Annotated in this window: 15 protein-coding genes; 4 read left to right on the top strand and 11 right to left on the bottom strand. The window is 68.3% G+C overall.

The window, feature by feature from the left end; translation table 11 throughout:
• Positions 1–516: 516 nt before the first annotated feature.
• The 4 genes from AC0KS4_RS09295 to mshC all read right to left on the bottom strand — a co-directional run bounded on the left by AC0KS4_RS09295 (position 517) and on the right by mshC (position 8011).
• Positions 517–3102 (bottom strand): helix-turn-helix transcriptional regulator, encoded by a 2586-nt coding sequence (locus AC0KS4_RS09295; protein ID WP_238958044.1) that lies wholly within the window; start codon positions 3100–3102, stop codon positions 517–519.
• A gap of 173 nt (positions 3103–3275) precedes the next feature.
• The gene (locus tag AC0KS4_RS09290) at positions 3276–3470 is read right to left on the bottom strand and encodes a hypothetical protein (RefSeq protein ID WP_225330360.1); all 195 of its coding nucleotides are present in this window, start codon (positions 3468–3470) and stop codon (positions 3276–3278) included.
• A 117-nt stretch (positions 3471–3587) separates the two neighbouring features.
• The gene (locus AC0KS4_RS09285) at positions 3588–6296 is read right to left on the bottom strand and encodes a helix-turn-helix transcriptional regulator (RefSeq protein WP_225330359.1); all 2709 of its coding nucleotides are present in this window, start codon (positions 6294–6296) and stop codon (positions 3588–3590) included.
• Positions 6297–6775: 479 nt separating this feature from the next.
• A complete protein-coding gene (gene mshC, locus AC0KS4_RS09280; protein ID WP_238957910.1) occupies positions 6776–8011 on the bottom strand; it encodes a cysteine--1-D-myo-inosityl 2-amino-2-deoxy-alpha-D-glucopyranoside ligase in 1236 nt (411 codons plus the stop codon).
• A gap of 147 nt (positions 8012–8158) precedes the next feature.
• On the opposite strand from mshC, the gene AC0KS4_RS09275 reads away from it, so the two are divergent.
• Positions 8159–9724 (top strand): aldehyde dehydrogenase family protein, encoded by a 1566-nt coding sequence (locus AC0KS4_RS09275; protein WP_225330357.1) that lies wholly within the window; start codon positions 8159–8161, stop codon positions 9722–9724.
• Here AC0KS4_RS09275 and AC0KS4_RS09270 read toward each other — a convergent pair.
• From AC0KS4_RS09270 to AC0KS4_RS09250, 5 genes are all read right to left on the bottom strand, one after another.
• A complete protein-coding gene (locus tag AC0KS4_RS09270) occupies positions 9721–10488 on the bottom strand; it encodes a 3'(2'),5'-bisphosphate nucleotidase CysQ (RefSeq protein ID WP_225330364.1) in 768 nt (255 codons plus the stop codon). The genes AC0KS4_RS09275 and AC0KS4_RS09270 overlap by 4 nt on opposite strands.
• Before the next feature lie 142 nt (positions 10489–10630).
• Positions 10631–11446, bottom strand: a complete 816-nt coding sequence (locus AC0KS4_RS09265) for an SCO1664 family protein (RefSeq protein WP_255641715.1) — start codon at positions 11444–11446, stop codon at positions 10631–10633.
• The gene (locus AC0KS4_RS09260; RefSeq protein WP_225330356.1) at positions 11430–12017 is read right to left on the bottom strand and encodes a DUF3090 domain-containing protein; all 588 of its coding nucleotides are present in this window, start codon (positions 12015–12017) and stop codon (positions 11430–11432) included. The genes AC0KS4_RS09265 and AC0KS4_RS09260 overlap by 17 nt, the downstream gene beginning before the upstream one ends.
• Before the next feature lie 61 nt (positions 12018–12078).
• Positions 12079–12831, bottom strand: coding sequence for a histidine phosphatase family protein (locus AC0KS4_RS09255; protein WP_238957909.1), 753 nt, complete (start codon positions 12829–12831; stop codon positions 12079–12081).
• 53 nt (positions 12832–12884) lie between these two features.
• Positions 12885–13187: a hypothetical protein gene (locus AC0KS4_RS09250; RefSeq protein ID WP_225330354.1), complete on the bottom strand. Its 303-nt coding sequence runs from the start codon at positions 13185–13187 to the stop codon at positions 12885–12887.
• Positions 13188–13296: 109 nt separating this feature from the next.
• On the opposite strand from AC0KS4_RS09250, the gene AC0KS4_RS09245 reads away from it, so the two are divergent.
• Genes AC0KS4_RS09245 through AC0KS4_RS09235 form a run of 3 tightly spaced genes read left to right on the top strand, consistent with a single transcriptional unit; the run spans position 13297 to position 15727 of the window.
• Complete coding sequence (locus tag AC0KS4_RS09245; RefSeq protein ID WP_238957908.1) at positions 13297–14364, top strand: YncE family protein; 1068 nt, start codon at positions 13297–13299, stop codon at positions 14362–14364.
• Positions 14361–14630 carry a DUF5703 family protein gene (locus tag AC0KS4_RS09240; RefSeq protein WP_225330236.1) on the top strand — a complete coding sequence of 90 codons (270 nt, stop codon included), beginning with the start codon at positions 14361–14363 and terminating at the stop codon, positions 14628–14630. Before AC0KS4_RS09245 ends, AC0KS4_RS09240 begins: the two co-directional genes overlap by 4 nt.
• A gap of 32 nt (positions 14631–14662) precedes the next feature.
• On the top strand, positions 14663–15727 hold the full coding sequence (locus AC0KS4_RS09235; protein WP_225330248.1) for a quinone-dependent dihydroorotate dehydrogenase: 1065 nt from the start codon (positions 14663–14665) through the stop codon (positions 15725–15727).
• A 66-nt stretch (positions 15728–15793) separates the two neighbouring features.
• On the opposite strand, the gene AC0KS4_RS09230 is transcribed toward AC0KS4_RS09235, so the two are convergent.
• The gene (locus tag AC0KS4_RS09230) at positions 15794–16324 is read right to left on the bottom strand and encodes a YbhB/YbcL family Raf kinase inhibitor-like protein (RefSeq protein ID WP_225330237.1); all 531 of its coding nucleotides are present in this window, start codon (positions 16322–16324) and stop codon (positions 15794–15796) included.
• Positions 16325–16360: 36 nt separating this feature from the next.
• A complete protein-coding gene (locus AC0KS4_RS09225; protein WP_225330249.1) occupies positions 16361–17734 on the bottom strand; it encodes a M20/M25/M40 family metallo-hydrolase in 1374 nt (457 codons plus the stop codon).
• Positions 17735–17773: the final 39 nt, after the last annotated feature.

Raw genomic sequence — 17773 nt, 5'->3', positions numbered from 1 at the left:
ACCGGGCGCTCAGGGGCTTGCCACGGAACCGGTCTCGACGGAGTGCATGATCCAGAGCGTCGTGGGTTTCAATCCTGTTGTCAGGCTTATCAAGTCGGTAGCGTAGTAGGAGCCCGCACATCGAGTGGTAGGCGCAAGCCGACAGAGTGGTGGCTGTGGCGTATACAGAAAATTACGCAACCGAAAATTGGCGCATTCGCACGGATTACATTCTGTGACAGCGATTTTCGTGACGCCGTCGGCTTTGGCTCCGACTAGGCAACCCTGGTACCTCCCGAGACGACGGTGCGGGTTCGTGCCGAACACTCGCGCGGCGTGCTGACCTCGTCTTATGTCCCGGTCTGTGCCAGATGGGCATCGGGACGAGCTGGTGACACGCGCGCGTGACACAGCCACACCTCGCTATTCGCCTGCGCAGGAGGAGTTTTCGTTGTTCAATTGGTCGCGGCTACCGGGTGGTGGACGAACCACGGTGGTGAGGCTGCCTGCTGGCAGCCTCACCGACAACCTGTTGCTTCACGACGCATCTCGGCTGATCAGACGGATGAGTTCGTCGCGGTGGTTGACGCCGAGTTTGGTGAACAGACGGTAGAGGTGCCCCTCCACCGTGCGCACCGAAATGACCAGCCGGTCGGCGATCTGACGGTTAGACAGTCCGGCAGCGACCAGCAGCACGATCTGACGTTCACGGCCACTGAACGGAAGGGGGCGCGCCGCGGCCTCGAGCGCCGGAGTACGCACTCCGCACTGGCCGGCCAAAACGTGCGCCCAGCTCGACGATTCGACCTCCTTGCGCCGCTCCCCTCGGCGGGCGTGCTCGGTGGCCGCTTGGGCCGACGCATCGGCGGCAAAAGCCAATGCGCCGAGATCGGCGAATTTGTGTGCGGCGACATCCAGCACATCGCCGTCGTGTTCCGCCAGACCGCGGGCATGGTCGGCGACCGCCTGGGCCGATGGCGAGTTCAACATTCGGGCGAGCTCCTCCACTCGCTTGGCCTGCGAACCGTCCCCGAAGCGCACGGCGGCATGGCGCGCCCGCATCTCCGCCACGTACATCTTGGCCGCCCCCGCGACTTCCGCCGCCTGCATCGCATGCGCACGGGCGGCCGCCGTGTCACCGGCAGCTGCCCGCTCCCAGGCCCGGGCCAGCTCGAGTTCGGGCAAGAAGACTGCAACGTGGGGTCCATACGTTTCCTCCGCGCGCCGCAACGCCGCGGCGGCCGCCGCGCCGTCGCCCCGCGCCCCCTCGGCCTGCGTCAGCAGGGCAGCCACCACGAGCAACCACGGCGACGGAAAGCCCTGGGACAGCAGGGAAATAGACCGGGCAAGTGTGGTGCACGCCGACGGCAGCTCGCCGCGGGTTACCTGCAGGAGCCCGAGCATCGCGTCAACCATGGCCTCCGCCGCGGGAAGACCGGTTGCCAGCGCGGCGTAACGCCTCTGGATTCGGTCGGCCGCCGGATAGTCACCGGCGGCGGTCGCCACCATGACCTCAGCCAATCCGATGGCGAACCGCTGTGCACCCGCCCGGCAGAGTGCCGTCGCGCGGACGCCGGCGGCGGCAATGCGGCTGACTTCGGAAAAGCGCCCGGCCGCCAGCAGGGCGCCGCATGTCGCGACGGCCGCCCACACGGTCGCGATCGGCGCTACGTCGGCCTCGCACAGACGGGGCCCGAGCTCGAGCGTCGTCTCAACGTCGCCGCGGAAGAACCCGATCGACATCTCCAGCGCGGTGATCAGCTGGAGGGCGCCCTCGGTCACGAGACGCGGTTTCACCTCGGCTAGTACGCGTGTCGCGATTTCGGCGTCACCGCAACCCCACGCCAAGTTGGCGGCGCGCAGACAGCCCCATCGCGCGATCAGCCAGTCGTCGGCGTCACTGAGGTCGACGCCCAGAAGGATTGACTCGGCCTCCTCCCCGCGCCCCTGCCAACTCACCGCCTCGGCAAGCACCAGAGCGGCCGGCAGACCACCACCGCGATCGACCGCGAACTTGGCCAGTTCCTCACCCAGCACCACATTCGACATCGCCAGGGCACTGGCCGCCGCGTTGATTGCCACGTCGAGGTCGGGCTCCAGGTCGCTTCGCATCATGAACTGGGCCAACCGGATTCGGCCGCGCGGATCGGAGAAATGTGAGCGCCGCCCGCTTGCCCGTAGGTGCCTTCGAAGAGTTTTCGCCAAGATTCCGTTGAGTTGCCGCGAACGCACTATCCCTGCATGGCGGGTCGCCGCTTCACCGAGCATGGGGTGATTGAGTTGCGCCAGGGTGTGGGATCCGTCGACGACCAACTGGATCAGGCCACGACGCTCGAGGTGTGCCATCGCGTCGGCATCGCAGACGTCACGCAGGATCTCGCACTCCAGCACCTCGGCGGTGGCCAAGATCTCCACCACCTCCAACTCCTCTGGAGTCAGCGATTGCAACCGGAACTCCAAAGCGTCGTGAAGTTCGCGATCCGCGCGCAGCGGACCCTGAAGTTGCCAGCCCTGCTCGGTTTGAACCAAGGTCCCACTTTCGCGGGCCGCGGTCAGAAAGCCCCGCAGTAGCAACGGATTTCCCGCGCTGCACTCGTACAACTCGTCAACCAATCGCGGATTGACCGGACCCCCCAGGACTGTGCCCGCCAACAGCTCGGTCTGCTCGTGGGTGAACGGGTCGACGTGAACGGTCAACAACAGGCGCTCCTTCAACAACACGGTCAGCGCGTCCAGCACCGGCTCACCGGACCGGATCGTCACGATCAACCGCGTACTGCTTCCGGCCGCAAGCTGATTGACCAAGGTGGCCGACAACGGATCCAGCAACTGGGCCTCGTCGACTACCACCACCAGGTTCTTGTCCTGACTCAGGGTCTGATGCGCGGCGGCCAGCATGATCGCCGGCTCGTGGCCCACCCCTAGGCTCACCGCGCGAGAAAAGGCGCCCAGGGGCACGGCCGAACCCGTTTGGGTGCCCAGCGCAAATCGCACCGTTCGCCCCGCCGATTCCACCGCCTTCGCGAGCATGCGCGCCAGTGTCGACTTACCCATACCGCTGTCGCCGACCAGCGCCACCCCGTGGAACTCGCCGTTGTTCAGCGCCGCCAGCGATCGCCGCAACTCCACATCGCGCCCCACAATGGGCCATGTCGACCCATTGACCCTCTGTGTCAAATGATCTGTCTCCCCACTCCCACCAAGCCGCCGACACGGCGACCAGAATGTTGCTGGGTCGCGTACCGGCGGCCGCGAGCCAGTGACGCGCCGGACGAGACGCCCTGAGCGCGCTGCCGCTACATGAACCCCGAATTCGCGGCCGCCAGATAAAGCCTTAAGGGGTCACACGCGATCGAGGTCGTGCCCGAGCGGCCCGATGCGTGTCGGCCCTCGACGATCAGCGACTCCCCCGGCGGGATCGTCTCTGCAGGTCCGGGAGGGTCGGCCTCGTCGTTGACGATCGCGACCGTGCGCTTGCGACTGCGAATCATGTGCGGGAGCGTATGGCCGCTCAAGCAGGCATCGTCGGAATCCGCTCGCAAGTCGAGTGGTGTGCCCGCGGAGTTAGAGTGGCGGCCCCGTGAACTCCATAGGTCGCCGATGAAAGCTCAGCCGGTCCGAGGGTGATCGTGGCTTTCGTAACCCAGCGACTCGTCGATGCGACGTGATAACTCGCTCGGGACGGGAGGCTCCCTGCGGGTCAGGCAGATGAGCTGCTCGCGAGTGTTGATCCCGAGTTTGGCGAAAAGCCGATAGAGGTGTCCCTCCACCGTGCGCACCGAGATGACCAACTGGTCCGCGATCTGCCGGTTGGACAAACCGGCCGCGACCAGCATGACGATCTGGCGCTCACGTCCACTGAAGGGCAGTGGGCGCGCCGCGCTCTCGACCGCCGGTGTGCGCGAGCCGCAATGGCTGGCTAACGCGTGTGCCCGGGTCGACGACTCAAATTGCTTGCTGCGATCGCCTCGGCGGGTGTGCTCGCTGGCCGCCTGCGCCCACGCGTCCGCGGCAAAGGCCAATCCGCCCAGATCGGCGAACTGTCCTGCGACGGCATCGAGCACAGCGCCGTCGTGTCGCGCCAGACCGCGGGCATGCACGGCGACCGCCTCGGCCAGCGCGGTGCGGAGAATACGAGCAAGTTGCTCCAGACGCGTGGCCTGCGAACGATCGCCGAAGCGCACGGCGGCATGGCGTGCCCGCATCTCGACCGCATGCATCCCGGCCGCGCGCGCGATCTGTGCCGCGTGCGTCGCGTGTCCTTGGGCGGCCGTCGTGTCACCGGAGGCTGCCCGCTCCCAGGCCCGGGCGAGCTCGAGTTCGGGCAAGAACACCGCGACATGCGGTCCGTAGGTTTTCTCCGCTCGCCGCAACGCTGCCGCGGCCGCCGCGCCGTCCCCCCGCGCCCCTTCGGCCTGGGCGTGCAGGGCGGCCACCACAATCAACCACGGCGACGGAAAGCCCTGGGCGAACACCGCAATCGCGCTCGTGAACGCAGCGCACGCCGACGCCAGCTCACCGCGGGCAATCTGCACGCATCCCAGCATCACGTCCACCATGGCCTCCGCGGCAGGAAGACCCGCGGCCATTGCGGCATAACGCTGGTAGATCCGCTCGGCCGCCGCATAGTCACCGGCAGCCGTCGCGGCCATGACCTCGGTGAGGCCGATGTTGAATCGATGCGGGCCCAATCCGCACAGCTCGGCTGCACGCACCCCGAGGTCTGCGATGCGGCGAACCTCGGAAAACCGCCCGGCCGCTGCCAAAGCACCGCATGTCGGGAAAACCGCCCACACGGACGCTATCGGCAGTTCATCGGACTCGCACAGGCTCGGCCCCAACTCAAGCGTCGTCTCAACGTCGCCGCGGAAGTAGCCCATGGCCAGTTCGAGCGCGTCGATCAGCCGGACGCCCGCCTCGGCTGCCACACGCTTTTTCACATCATCGAGTGCTTCGGTGGCCGCCTCGACGTCTCCGCAGCCCCAGTACAAGTTGGCAGCGCGCAGGCAGCCCCACTGCGCGATCAGCCATTCGTCGCCGCCGTCGGGTTCGGCGTCGACCAGCACGGCATCGGCCTCCTCGCCGCGCCCCTGCCAACTCACCGCCTCGGCAAGCACCAAGGCGGCCGGCAGGCCACCGCCACGATCGACCGCGAACCTCGCCAACTCCTCGCCCAGGACCAGATTCGACATCGCCAATGCGTCCACCGCCGCGCTGATGACCGCATCGAGGTCAGGCCGCAAGTCGCTTCGCATCATGAACTGGGCCAGCCGAATTCGGCCCTGCGGGCCGGGCAACCTCACCAGCCGGCCCCCTGCCCGCTGATGTTTTTGAATAGCTCGCGCCAATTTGCCGTTGAGTTGCCGGGCGCGCACCATCCCGGCGTGCTGGGTCGCCGCTTCGCCAAGCATCGGGTTATTCAGCTGCGCCAAAGTGTGTGATCCGTCGGCGACCAACTGGATCAGACCACGGCGCTCGAGATTTGCCACCGCTTCGGCATCGCAGATGTCACGCAGGATCTCCCACCCCAGCAGCTCACTGGTGGCCAAGATCTCTACCACCTCCAGCTCCTCCGGGGTCAGCGATTGCAGCTGGAACTCCAGAACGTCTCGAAGTTCGCGATCTGCGCGCAACGGACCCTGAAGTTGCCATCCCTCCGCCGTGCGAACCAAGGTCCCGCTTTCGCGCCCCGCGGTCAGAAAGCCGCGCAGTAGCAACGGGTTTCCTGCGCTGCGGTCGAACAACTCGTCAACCAATCGCGAGGCGACCGGACTGCCCAGCACCGCGCCGGCCAGCACCTCGGTCTGCTCGCGGGTGAACGGGTCGACGTGAACTGTCAACAGCAGGCGCTCTTTCAACAACGCAGTGACCGCATCCAGCACCGGCTCGCCCGACCGGATCGTCACGATCAACCTCGCGCTATGGCCGGCCGCGAGCTGGTTGATCAGGGTCGCCGACAGCGGGTCGAGCAGCTGCGCGTCGTCGACCACCACCACCAGGTTCTTGTCTTGGCCCAGGGTGTTGTGCACAGCGGCCAGCATGACGGCCGGTTCGTTCACCGCTCCAAGGCTCACCACGCGCGAGAACGCGCCCAGCGGCACAGCGCAGCCCGTTTGAGTGCCCAACGCGTAGCGCACCGTGCGGCCCGCCGACTCGACCGTCTTGGCCAGCATGCGCGCCAGCGTCGACTTGCCCACGCCGCTATCGCCGACCAGCGCCACGCCCTGATATTCCCCGTTACTGAGCGCCGCCAGGGACCGCCGGAGCTCCTTGTCGCGCGCCACTATCGGCCACGCCGAATCGGTTTCCCCCCGCATCGGAAACCCCTAGCTTTGTTGAGGGGGCGTCGGCGCCATGACATTTCGCAACGCCTGACACCTACCCCGGGAATTGCGTCGTGGATCGCAGACGAGCCGACGACCGGCCCGAGCTGTAGCAGCCACACGACGCGGTTGTGGCCGATCGGGATCGCCACCCCGCGGTCGACGCAGCCGTCTGCCCACCAACAGCCACGCCGCCACGCTTCTGGTACGCACCGGACCTCACTCCTTCTATGGCCCAGCAATTACTCGAAAATATACCTGACATTCCAGCTCCCAGCAAAAGCTTTTGACCCCACGTAATTCGACGTAGGTGTAAATTAATGTGCTGGTTATACAGCTGTTTTATAGAACCTCGGCCGCGGTCCGGGCAGGCCGCTCAGCAAACAATACTTTCATGGTATGGGTTAGCCGGGAAGGCCGACGGAAACGACGGTGGGCACTGCTGCTCGCGCCAGTCCCCACCGTCGCTGCGGTTACAGGGCGACGCCCAGGAGCGCGTCGACCGCGATCGCCACCAAGCGTGGCGCCTCGGTGTCGTGGCCACCGTATTCCAGCGCATCGGTAGTCCAACCATCAAGCGCGGCAAGCGCTTTGGGGGTATCGAGGTCGTCGGCCAAATATTGGCGCACCCGCGCGATCACGTCGCCGGCGTCCGGGCCGGCCGGAAGCGCGGTCGCGGCGCGCCAGCGCTGCAGGCGGGCGATGGCCGCGTCGAGCACCTGCTCGCTCCAATAGCGATCGCCGCGATAGTGCCCGGCCAGCAGCCCCAGCCGGATCGCCGCGGGTTCGACGCCTCGTGCGCGCAGTTGCGACACCAGCACCAGGTTGCCGCGGCTCTTGGACATCTTGTGCCCGTCCCAGCCGATCATGCCGGCGTGCACGTAGTGACGCGCGAATCGCCTTTCGCCGCGGACACATTCGGCGTGCGCGGCGGTGAATTCGTGATGCGGGAAGATCAGGTCACTGCCCCCGCCCTGGATGTCCAGACCGCTGCCGATGCGGCTGAGGGCGATCGCCGCGCACTCGACATGCCAGCCGGGCCGGCCGTCGCCGAACGGTGAGGGCCAGCTGGGCTCGCCGGGCCGCGCGGCCCGCCACAGCAGGGCGTCGAGCTGATCCGTCTTGCCGGGCCGCTGCGGGTCGCCGCCGCGCTCGGAGAACAGGCGCAGCATGGTTTCCCGGTCATAGCCCGACTCGTAGCCGAACTGGGGCGTGGCGTCGGCGCGGTAGTAGATGTCCGGGTATTCGCCCTCGACCACGTACGCCGCCCCGGACGCCAGCATCTTCTCGACCAGTTCGACGACCTCGGCGATCGCCTCGGTGGCCCCGACGTAGTCGCGGGGCGCCAGCATGCGCAGCGCCGCCATGTCCTCACGGAACAGCGACACCTCCCGCGCGGCCAGGTCCCGCCAGTCGATGCCGTCGCGCTCGGCGCGCTCCAGCAGCGGATCGTCGACGTCGGTGACGTTTTGCACGTAGTGGACGTCGTGGCCGAGGTCCAGCCATTGCCGGTTGATCAGATCGAACGCCAGATACGTTGCGGCGTGGCCCAGATGGGTCGCGTCGTACGGGGTGATGCCGCAGACATACATCGTGGCGGTCGAACCGGCCGCCACGGGACGCACCTGCCGGTCGGACGTGTCGTACAGCCGAAGCTCCGGGCCGCGTCCCGCCAACGCGGGAACCTGTGGGGAAGACCACGACTGCATGGCAATCAGCCTAAGCGCGCCGACGTTGAGCCCCCGAACTGCCCGGTCACTCCGGCCCCCGAAGCTATATCCCCTCCGGGCGTTTTGTGGTTTGCTAAATCCGGTATCGAGCAAATTCGCTCAACGTCGACGAGCGAGGTGGTTGCGATGTCGACTCATACAACTGACCGCACCGGCACCGCGGCCGCGGCCACACACCAAGAAATCGTGGTCACCTGCCCGGCGACGCGACAGGTCGTCGGTCACGTCCCGGTGGCCGCACCCGGCGAGGTCGAGGCCCTGGCCGCCCGGTTGCGGACGGCCCAGCCGATGTGGCAGCAAATGGGGGTCCGGGGCCGGGCACGGTGGCTGGGCAAGTGGCGGGACTGGATGCTCGATCACCGCGATGACCTGCTGACACCGCTGCAACTCGAAACGGGCAAGTCCTGGGGCGACACCGGCGTGGAGATCTCCGCGGTGCAGATCATCAACTATTGGATCGACAACGCCGCCGAATTTCTCGCCGATCAGGCGGTGCGCCCCTACGGTGCCGCCAACGCGGGCAAGAAGCTGACCCTGGCCTACGAGCCCTATCAGCTCGTCGGCGTCATCACCCCGTGGAACGGGCCGCTGTCGGTGCCGCTGCTCGACGTTCCGGCCGCGCTGATGGCCGGGTGCGCCGTGCTGTCCAAACCCTCGGAGTTCACCCCGCTCGCCTGGCGGGTCGCGGTCGAGGGCTGGAAGCAGATCGGCGCGCCCAATGTGCTGGACGTCGTGTTCGGTTACGCCGAAACCGGTGCCGCACTGGTCAATTCGGTCGACTACGTGATGTTCACCGGTTCGGTCAACACCGGTCGGCGCATCGCCGTCGCGGCGGCCGAGCGGCTGATCCCCTGCAGCCTGGAACTCGGGGGCAAGGACGCGATGATCGTGTGCGCCGACGCCGACATCGACCGCGCCGTCGACGGCGCGGTGTGGGGCGGATTCGTTTACACCGGACAGGTGTGCATCTCGGTGGAACGGGTCTACGTCGAGGAGCCGGTCTACGACGAGTTCGTAAAGAAGTTGGTAGCCAAGACATCTGCGCTGCGCAGCGGCATGGACGCCGGACACGACTACTCCTGCGAGGTGGGATCGATGACCACCGAGCAGCAGCTCGAGATCGTGTCCCGCCACGTCGACGACGCCGTGAGCAAGGGCGCCAACGTGCTCGTGGGCGGTAAGGCGAGCGACGGTGGCAGCGGCGGCCTGTTCTACGAGCCGACCGTGCTGGTCGACGTGAACCACGACATGGCCTGCATGCGGGAGGAGACCTTCGGCCCCACCCTGCCGGTCATGAAGGTCCGCGACGTCGAGGAGGCCATCGCGAGGGCCAACGACTCCAATCTGGGGTTGTCCGGCAGCGTGTGGACGCGCGACAAAGACAAGGCGATGGCCGTTGCGCGGCAGATGAATACCGGCAGCGTCAACATCAACAACGTCGTCACCAGCCTCCTGCAGTTCGGTCTGCCGATGGTCGGATGGAAGGAATCGGGGATCGGCTCGCGCTCCGGCGGCGCCGACGGCATCCGCAAGTACTGCCGCCAGAAGGCCATCGTCGCCGACCGGGTCGCGATGAAGAAGGAACTGCTCTGGTACCCCTACAGCCGCAAGAAGGGCGCCGTCGTGGAAAACGTTGTCCGCATGCTGTCGGCCAAAGATTGGCGACGCCGGCTGGGCCGTCGGGCTCCCTAGCGCCACGCGTCGCGGATGGCGCCCAGCAGGATCGGCGCCAGCTCGGCGCGGCACATGACGAAGTCGGGCAGGTAGGGGTCGAGCTGGTTGTAGCGCATCGGTGATCCGTCGAGCCGCGAGGCGTGCATCCCGGCGGCCATCACCACCCCGGCGGGGGCGGCCGAGTCCCACTCCCACTGGCCGCCGGCGTGCACGTAGGCGTCGACGTCGCCGTCGATGATGGCCATCGCCTTGGCGCCCGCCGAGCCGATCGCGACCGGCTGGATGGGCAACGTCTGCCGCATCCGGTGCAGGACCGCCGGGGGCCGCGTGGCGCTGACGGCGATGCGGATGGTGTCGGTGACGCCGACGCGCGCGGCGCCGGCCGTCACGGTGTCGCTGCGGTAGACGATGTTGCCGCGGGCGGGCAACGACACCGCAGCGTCGGTGATCTCGCGCTGGCCGTCGCTGGGCCGCTGCCACAACGCGATGTGGACCGCCCAGTCGTCGCGGCCCGGCGTGGAGAACTCGCGGGTGCCGTCCAGCGGGTCGATGATCCACACCCGGTCGTGCTGGAGCCGGGACAGGTCGTCGTAGGCCTCCTCGCTGAGCACCGCGTCGCCGGGCCGCTCGACCCGCAGCCGCCGCAGGATCAGTTCGTTCGCCAGGCTGTCACCCGCGTCGCCCAGCGCCCAGGGATAGCCGAACCCGACTTCGTCGCGGACCTTGAGCAACAACTCCCCCGCTTCGGCGGCGAGATCGGCGGCCAGCGCGGCATCGGTCATCTCGTCCGACTGGTCGCCGGGGGCATCGCTCACCGGTTCAGTATCGCCGACACCATGCCGCGGCCTTCACGCGATGGCGGCGACCCGCCGCGCCCGGCCGCGCCGCGCTTGCGATCGCCGCTAAACGCGATGGCGATCACCGCTAGAAAGCCGGCCACGGAATCGGGCGATGCCGATTGGGTCCCGGCATCACCGGATTGTCCAGCAGCGCGTGCGCACGCATCCGCAGCGCGGCGATCTCCGCGGAAGTGATGTGCTCGGCCAGTTCGTCGCCGAACGAGCCGGTGAGGGCCTCGGCCAGCCCGGCGACGGCCTTGCACGTTTGGCCGTCGATCGGCTTGCCGGCCCACCCCCACAGCACGGTGCGCAGCTTGTCCTCCACGTGCAGGCACACGCCGTGGTCGACCCCGAAGATGTGGCCGTCGAGGTCGCGCAGGACGTGGCCGCCCTTGCGGTCGGCGTTGTTGACCAGCACGTCGAACACCGCCATGCGCCACAGGCGAATGTCATCGGCGTGCATCAACACGACCTCGTCGCCGGCGTAGTCGTGGGCGCGCAGCACCGGCAGGTAGCCGGGCTGGGCCTTGCCGGCGGGAAACAGGTCGACCAGATCCGGGCCCGGCCGCGGCTCGGTGTCCACCGTGTCGCCGGGCTGCTGCACCCACTGCTGCAACATGCCCGGGCCCGCCGGCCCGTGGCGAATGATCGTGTAGGGCACGATGTTCCAGCCCAGTTGCGCCGACACCAGGTACGCGCTCCGCTCGCGGCCGGCCAACGTCCCGTCCGGAAAGTCCCACAGCGGCGCCTCGCCGGCGACCGGCTTGTAGACGCAATGCACCGCGCGCTCGTCGAGCGTCGATTCGCACAGGAAGGTGGCGTTGCTGGCCGAGCGGATCCGTCCGATGACCGTCAGCTCGCCGTTGCGCAACACCTCATGGTCGTCATATCTCGGGGTCATCGTCAGACCCGAGCAGCGCATTGCGCCGATAGCCGTTGGCGCGTGCGCAGATATGCCCCTCCGGGTCCAACGGTTCGTCACACAGCGGGCACGGCGGACGCCCCGCCGAGATCACACGGTTGGAGCGGGTGGCGAACTGCCGCGCCGACTCCGGTGTCAAGAACACCCGCACCGCGTCGGGACCCTCCTCGGTGTCGTCGAGCACCACCGACGCGTCGAACTCGGCGTCGGTGACGGCGAGCAGCTCGACCACCACGGTCTGGGCCTCCGAATCCCAGCCCAGGCCCATGGTCCCGACCCGGAACTCGGCGTCCACGGGCGTGACCAGCGGATCGAGGTCCTCGATCTCGGCGGGCTCCGGCGGGACGGGCGTGCCGAACCTGCGGTTCACCTCGAGCAGCAGCGCCCCGATGCGCTCAGAGAGCACCGCCACCTGCTGCTTCTCCAAAATCACCGACACCACTCGGGCGTCGTGCACCGCCTGGATGTAGAACGTGCGGTTTCCGGGCTGGCCAACGGTCCCGGCCACGAAGCGGTCGGGGGTGCGGAAGACGTGAATTGCGCGGGACATGGCACCTCCAAAATACCGGCTGTTGCCGTCGCCGTGCGATCCGATAGTGGTGGCGGCCGAATTAATCCGTCGAACCACCGACCACGGCGTCGCTGGACGGCAGCCCGGCGGCCGGTGGTGCCTGCGGCTCGCCGTTGGACTGCCCGTCCGTTTCCGGCTTCGCCTCTTCCTTCGGCGGCGGCCCGGCCCGCAGCGCGGCGGACAGCCGCGCGCCGGTGTGGTTGACGTGCAACACAAACGGGCGCAGTTCGGTGTAGCGGATCACGCTCACCGACGCCGGGTCGGCGGTGACGCGCTGGAACCCGTCCAGGTGTAAGCCGTAGGCGTCGGCGATGACCGCTTTGATGACATCACCGTGAGTGCACGCGACCCACAGCGCGTCGCCACCGTGTGCCGCAGCCAGCCGGCGGTCGTGCTCGCGGACGGCGGCCACCGCGCGCGCCTGCACCTGCGCCAGGCCCTCGCCGCCGGGAAAGACCGCCGCGCTGGGATGGGCCTGAACGACCTTCCACAACGGCTCGCTCACCAGCTCGCCGATCTTGCGGCCGGTCCATTCTCCGTAGTCGACTTCGGCGAGCCGGTCTTCGACGAGCGGCGTGAGACACAGCGCGTCGGCCAGCGGCTCGAGGGTGCGACGGCAGCGCAACAGCGGCGAGGTGATCAATTCCCGAATCGGCAGATCACCGATCCGGTCGATCAGCCCGGCGGCTTGTTCGCGGCCCTTGTCGTCGAGGTCGACGCCCTCCGAACGACCGGCGAGAATGCCCGCGGTGTTCGAACTGGATCGGCCGTGTCGCAACAAAATGACGGTCATGTCGACCACGACGCTACCCGTGTGGGACTCCTACGCCGCGCTTGCGATCACCACTAGCGCGAAACCGGCTCCGCGTGCGCCACCGAGTCGCGCACCGCCGCGCTCAGGCTGCGTTCGTCGGTGAGGTCGATATCGACGAGGCCGCGGACCGCGGTGGCGACCACCTCGTCAGCCTGCGGAACGGGCCCGGCCAGGCGCGGCCGGTAAACCTCGACGACCAGCGATCGATTCTCGATATGGAACGAGAAACTTCGCCCATCACCGACTTGTCCGTATCCGCTAGCGAAAATACCTGTCGACATGTCTTCGACAGCAAACTCTTTCTGCGTCATATGACGGTCAGCGGTGACGGCCATGAGCCGACGATACCTCGCCGGTACGGCGGGAGGCGGGCAGCATGGCCCGGCGGGGCGCGACCGCGTTCCTTAGAATTTGTGTTCCACCGCCGCACCACGAGGGAAGCAATTGCTGTCACGACCAGAGCGCCGCAGGCTTACAGCTCAAAGCGGTTTGTTGAGCCTTGCGGTTTTGCTGGGTGCGACGGTCGGTTGTTCGTCGAATCCGCTTGCCGGCGCGCCGCGGACCATCGAACCCGCGCTGGCGGCCGTGTCGCCGCCGGTGTCGCAGCCGCCGGCCGGCGCGGTGCGCCCGCTGGCCGGCCACGCCGCGGCGGCGGTGCTCGATACCGGCACCCATCAGCTGGCCGTCCTGGCGCCGGGCTCCGACCCGGCAGCGCCGGGCAGCATCACCGTGTTCGGCGACCCGCAGGCGCCACCGCGCGTCGTCGACCTACCGGGCCCGGCCACCGCGGTGACCCATGACGGCCACGGAACGGTCTACCTGGCCGCGCGTGGCGGCTACTTCGCGGTCGACCTGTCCACCGGCCGCACGACGCAGGTGAGCGTCACCGAGGCCGCCCAGACCGAGTTCACCGCGGTGGCCCAGCGCGCCGACGGCAAGCTGGTGTTGGGCAGCGCCGACGGCGCCGTCTACACCCTGGCCTCCCCCACGCCGGCCGCGGTGACCAGCGCGAGCGTCGCCAACCGCAATAAGATCTTCGCGCGCGTCGATTGGCTTGCCACACAAGGCAATACGACGGTGGTGCTGGACCGCGGGCAGACGTCGGTGACAACGATCGACGCCGACGGTCACGTCCAGCAGGCCCTGCGGGCCGGCAGGGGTGCCACCACGATGGCCGCCGACGCGCTGGGCCGGGTGCTGGTCGCCGACACCCGCGGCGGCCAGCTGCTGGTGTACGGCGTGGACCCGCTGATTCTGCGGCAGGCCTACCCGGTTCCGCAGGCGCCCTACGGCCTGGCCGGTTCCCGCGCGTTAGCCTGGGTTTCGGCGACCCTTTCCAATATCGTCATTGGTTACGACCTGTCCACCGGAATTCCCGTCGAAAAGGTGCGTTACCCGACCGTGCAGCAACCCAACTCACTGGCCTTCGACGAAGCGTCAGACACTTTGTACGTGGTGTCGGGATCCGGTGCGGGAGTTCAGGTCATCGACCACGCGGCGGGTACGCGTTGACCGCGGCGCGGCACAGCCGCCTGCCCGCGGGCTGGGACACCGAGATGTCCGACGAATACGAATGGGCGCCGCTGCGGCTGCCCCCGGACGTGACCCGGGTCAGCGCGTCGACCCGATTGTCCATCGAGGCCGAATACCGCGGCTGGGAGTTGACAAGGGTACGGCTCTACACCGACGGCAGCAGACGAGTGCTGTTGCGCCGCAAGAAGTCTCGTCTAGACGGCGCCGGCTACGACGGGCGACGGCCCGACCAGCCGGAACTGTGACACCCGACCGGCCACGCGAGGGCAGCCGCCGACTGTACGGCCTGCTGCGAGGGCTGTTTTTCGTGATCCCGCCCGAACGCATCCACACGCTGGTTTTCGCCCTGCTGCGCGGAGTCACGGCCGTCGCCTGGACGCGCCGGGCCCTGCGCCGGCTGCTGGCCCCGACCGATCCGGCGCTGGCCAGCACCGTGTTCGGGGTGCGTTTCCCGGGGCCGCTTGGCCTGGCGGCCGGCTTCGACAAGGACGGCCTGGGCGTGCTCACCTGGGGCGCGCTGGGTTTCGGGCATGCCGAGGTCGGCACCGTCACCGCCCACCCGCAGCCCGGCAACCCGGCCCCCCGCATGTTCCGGCTGCCCGCCGACCGGGCGCTGCTCAACCGGATGGGTTTCAACAACCTCGGTGCCGGCGCGCTGGCGATGCGGCTCGCGCGCCAGCGGCCGGAGGTGCCGATCGGGGTCAACATCGGCAAGACGAAGGCAACGCCGGCCGATCGGGCCGTCGACGACTACCGGGCGAGCGCCCGGCTGGTGGGCCCGCTGGCCTCTTACTTGGTGGTCAACGTCAGCTCGCCGAACACCCCCGGGCTGCGTGATCTGCAGGCGGTCGAGTCGCTGCGACCCATCCTGTCGGCCGTCCTCGCGGAGACGACCACACCGGTGCTGGTGAAGATCGCGCCGGACCTCTCCGATTCCGACGTGGACGAGATCGCGGACCTGGCGGTCGAGCTGGGCCTGGCCGGCATCGTCGCCACCAACACCACGGTGTCGCGCGACGGCCTGAAAACCCCGGGGGTCGAGGCGCTGGGCGCCGGCGGCATCTCCGGGCCGCCGGTGGCGCGCCGCGCGGTCGAGGTGCTGCGCCGGCTATACCGCCGGGTCGGCGATCGCCTGGTGTTGATCGGCGTGGGCGGCATCGAGAACGCCGACGACGCCTGGGAGCGGATCACCGCGGGCGCCTCGCTGCTGCAGGGCTACACCGGCTTCATCTACGGAGGAGGCTTGTGGGCCAAGCAGATTCACGACGGCATCGCCCGGCGGCTGCACGACGGCGGGTTCGCCTCGCTTGCTGACGCGGTCGGCTCGGCGGCGCGGGGTTGAGCCCCGCGAGACTGTAACCACCGACGCATTTCCCGAGTGCACCCGTCGGTGGTTACAGTCTCGCCGTTAGGACTGTTCGTAGGTGGCGTGGATGACCGCCCGGGCGATGGCGTGCTGGAACAGGTTGAACCCCAGGAAGGCGGGGCTGGCGTCCTCGGGCAGATCCAGTTTGTCGGTGTCCACGGCGTGCACGGCGATGTAGTAGCGGTGCGGGCCATGCCCGGCCGGCGGCGCGGCGCCGAGGTAGCGGCGCAGCCCGGCGTCGTTGACCAGCGTCAGCGCGTCACCGGGCAGGTTGCTGCCGTCGCCGGCGCCCTCGGCCAGCTCGGTGACGTCGGCGGGCAGGTTGGCCACCGCCCAGTGCCAGAACCCGGAGGCCGTCGGCGCGTCGGGGTCATAGACGGTGACGGCGAAGCTGCGGGTCTCGTCCGGGAATCCCGACCAGCTCAGCTGGGGGCTGACGTCTTCACCGCCGGCGCCCATGATCCCGCTGACCTGGGGCTTGGCCAGCGGCTGGCCGTCGGTGACCGACTGCGAGGTCAACGTGAACGTCGGCAGCTTCGGCAGCGATGCGTACGGGTCGGGCGCGGTGCTCATGGCAGTCCTCTCGAATGATCGGCTTGCGTTCGTCAACTAGCAGTGGGTCAGGAAGTGGGTCAGCACATCGGTGCCGAACCGCAACGCGTCGATGGGTACCCGTTCATCGACGCCGTGGAACAGCGCGGTGAAATCCAGATCCGGCGGCAACCGCAGCGGGCTGAAGCCGAAACAGCGAATACCCAAGCGCGCGAAGGATTTCGCGTCGGTACCACCGGAGAGCATATACGGCACGGTGCGTGCGTCCGGGTCGAGCGCCAGCACGGCGTCGTTCATCGCGTCGACCAGGTCACCGTCGAAGCTGGTCTCATAGGACGAGAAGTCCTTGATCCACTCGCGGGTCACGTCGGGCCCGAGGAGCTCGTCGATCTCGGCCTCGAAGGCCTCCTTGCGGCCGGGAAGGATGCGGCAGTCCACCACCGCCTCGGCGATCGCCGGGACGACGTTGGCCTTGTACCCGGCCTTGAGCATCGTGGGGTTCGCGGTGTCGTGCAGGACGGCCTTGAGCATGCGGGCCATCGGGCCCAGCTTTTCGACCGCTCCCCGCAGGTCGCCCGAGTCGGTATCGAACGTCAGACCGGTTTCCTCGCTGACGGCCGCGAGGAACTGCGCGACGGTGTCGGTCAGCACCAGGGGAAACTGGTGGCGGCCCAGCCGGGCGACGGCCTCGGCGACGGCGGTGACGGCGTTCTGGTCGTGCACCATCGATCCGTGGCCGGCCGGGCCGCGGGCGGTGAGCCGCATCCACGACAGCCCCTTCTCGGCGGTCTCGATCAGGTAGAGCCGACGTTCGCCCCCGTCGCGGCGGGGCACGGTCAGCGAGAACCCGCCCACCTCGCCGATCGCCTCGGTGACGCCGTCGAACAGATCCGGCCGGTTGTCGACCAGCCACTGCGCCCCGTAGGTCCCGCCGTGCTCTTCGTCGGCGATGAACGCGAAGACCAGGTCGCGCGGGGGCACGATGCCGGCCCGCTTTAACTGCCGGGCCACCACGATCATCATGCCGACCATGTCCTTCATGTCGATCGCGCCGCGGCCCCAGACGAAGCCGTCTTTGACCGCGCCGGAGAACGGGTGCACGCTCCACTCGGTCGGCTCGGCCGGCACCACGTCGAGATGCCCATGGATCAGCAGCGCGCCCCGCGACGAGTCGGCACCGGGCAGGCGGGCGAAGACGTTGCCTCGGCTCGGGGCGCCGGATTCGAGGTACTGCGGCGTATAGCCGACCTCGGCGAGCTGCTCGGCGACCCAGTGGGCGCACTCGGCCTCGCCCTTCGTCGTCTCCGGTTCGCCGGTGTTGGTGGTGTCGAACCGGATCAGCTTGCTGACCACCTCGACCACGTCGTCGCTCGGGATGGTCGGCTGCTCGGTCGCCCCGCTGTGAATGGTCACAACCCCCTTTCCTACCATTGGTCGGGCCGAGCACCGAGCCGTCCCGAGGAGCTGGAT

The sequence above is a fragment of the Mycobacterium sp. NTMscope_MAC_12 genome, assembly GCF_976985675.1.
This window is presented reverse-complemented; position numbering and strand designations above follow the sequence as displayed.

Coding starts and splice junctions, on each gene's coding strand:
- AC0KS4_RS09290 (WP_225330360.1), bottom strand. CDS start 3,470: ATGATTCGCAGTCGCAAGCGCACGGTCGCGATCGTCAACGACGAGGCC.
- AC0KS4_RS09285 (WP_225330359.1), bottom strand. CDS start 6,296: ATGCGGGGGGAAACCGATTCGGCGTGGCCGATAGTGGCGCGCGACAAG.
- mshC (WP_238957910.1), bottom strand. CDS start 8,011: ATGCAGTCGTGGTCTTCCCCACAGGTTCCCGCGTTGGCGGGACGCGGC.
- AC0KS4_RS09275 (WP_225330357.1), top strand. CDS start 8,159: ATGTCGACTCATACAACTGACCGCACCGGCACCGCGGCCGCGGCCACA.
- AC0KS4_RS09270 (WP_225330364.1), bottom strand. CDS start 10,488: ATGACCGATGCCGCGCTGGCCGCCGATCTCGCCGCCGAAGCGGGGGAG.
- AC0KS4_RS09265 (WP_255641715.1), bottom strand. CDS start 11,446: ATGACCCCGAGATATGACGACCATGAGGTGTTGCGCAACGGCGAGCTG.
- AC0KS4_RS09260 (WP_225330356.1), bottom strand. CDS start 12,017: ATGTCCCGCGCAATTCACGTCTTCCGCACCCCCGACCGCTTCGTGGCC.
- AC0KS4_RS09255 (WP_238957909.1), bottom strand. CDS start 12,831: ATGACCGTCATTTTGTTGCGACACGGCCGATCCAGTTCGAACACCGCG.
- AC0KS4_RS09250 (WP_225330354.1), bottom strand. CDS start 13,187: ATGGCCGTCACCGCTGACCGTCATATGACGCAGAAAGAGTTTGCTGTC.
- AC0KS4_RS09230 (WP_225330237.1), bottom strand. CDS start 16,324: ATGAGCACCGCGCCCGACCCGTACGCATCGCTGCCGAAGCTGCCGACG.
- AC0KS4_RS09225 (WP_225330249.1), bottom strand. CDS start 17,734: ATGGTAGGAAAGGGGGTTGTGACCATTCACAGCGGGGCGACCGAGCAG.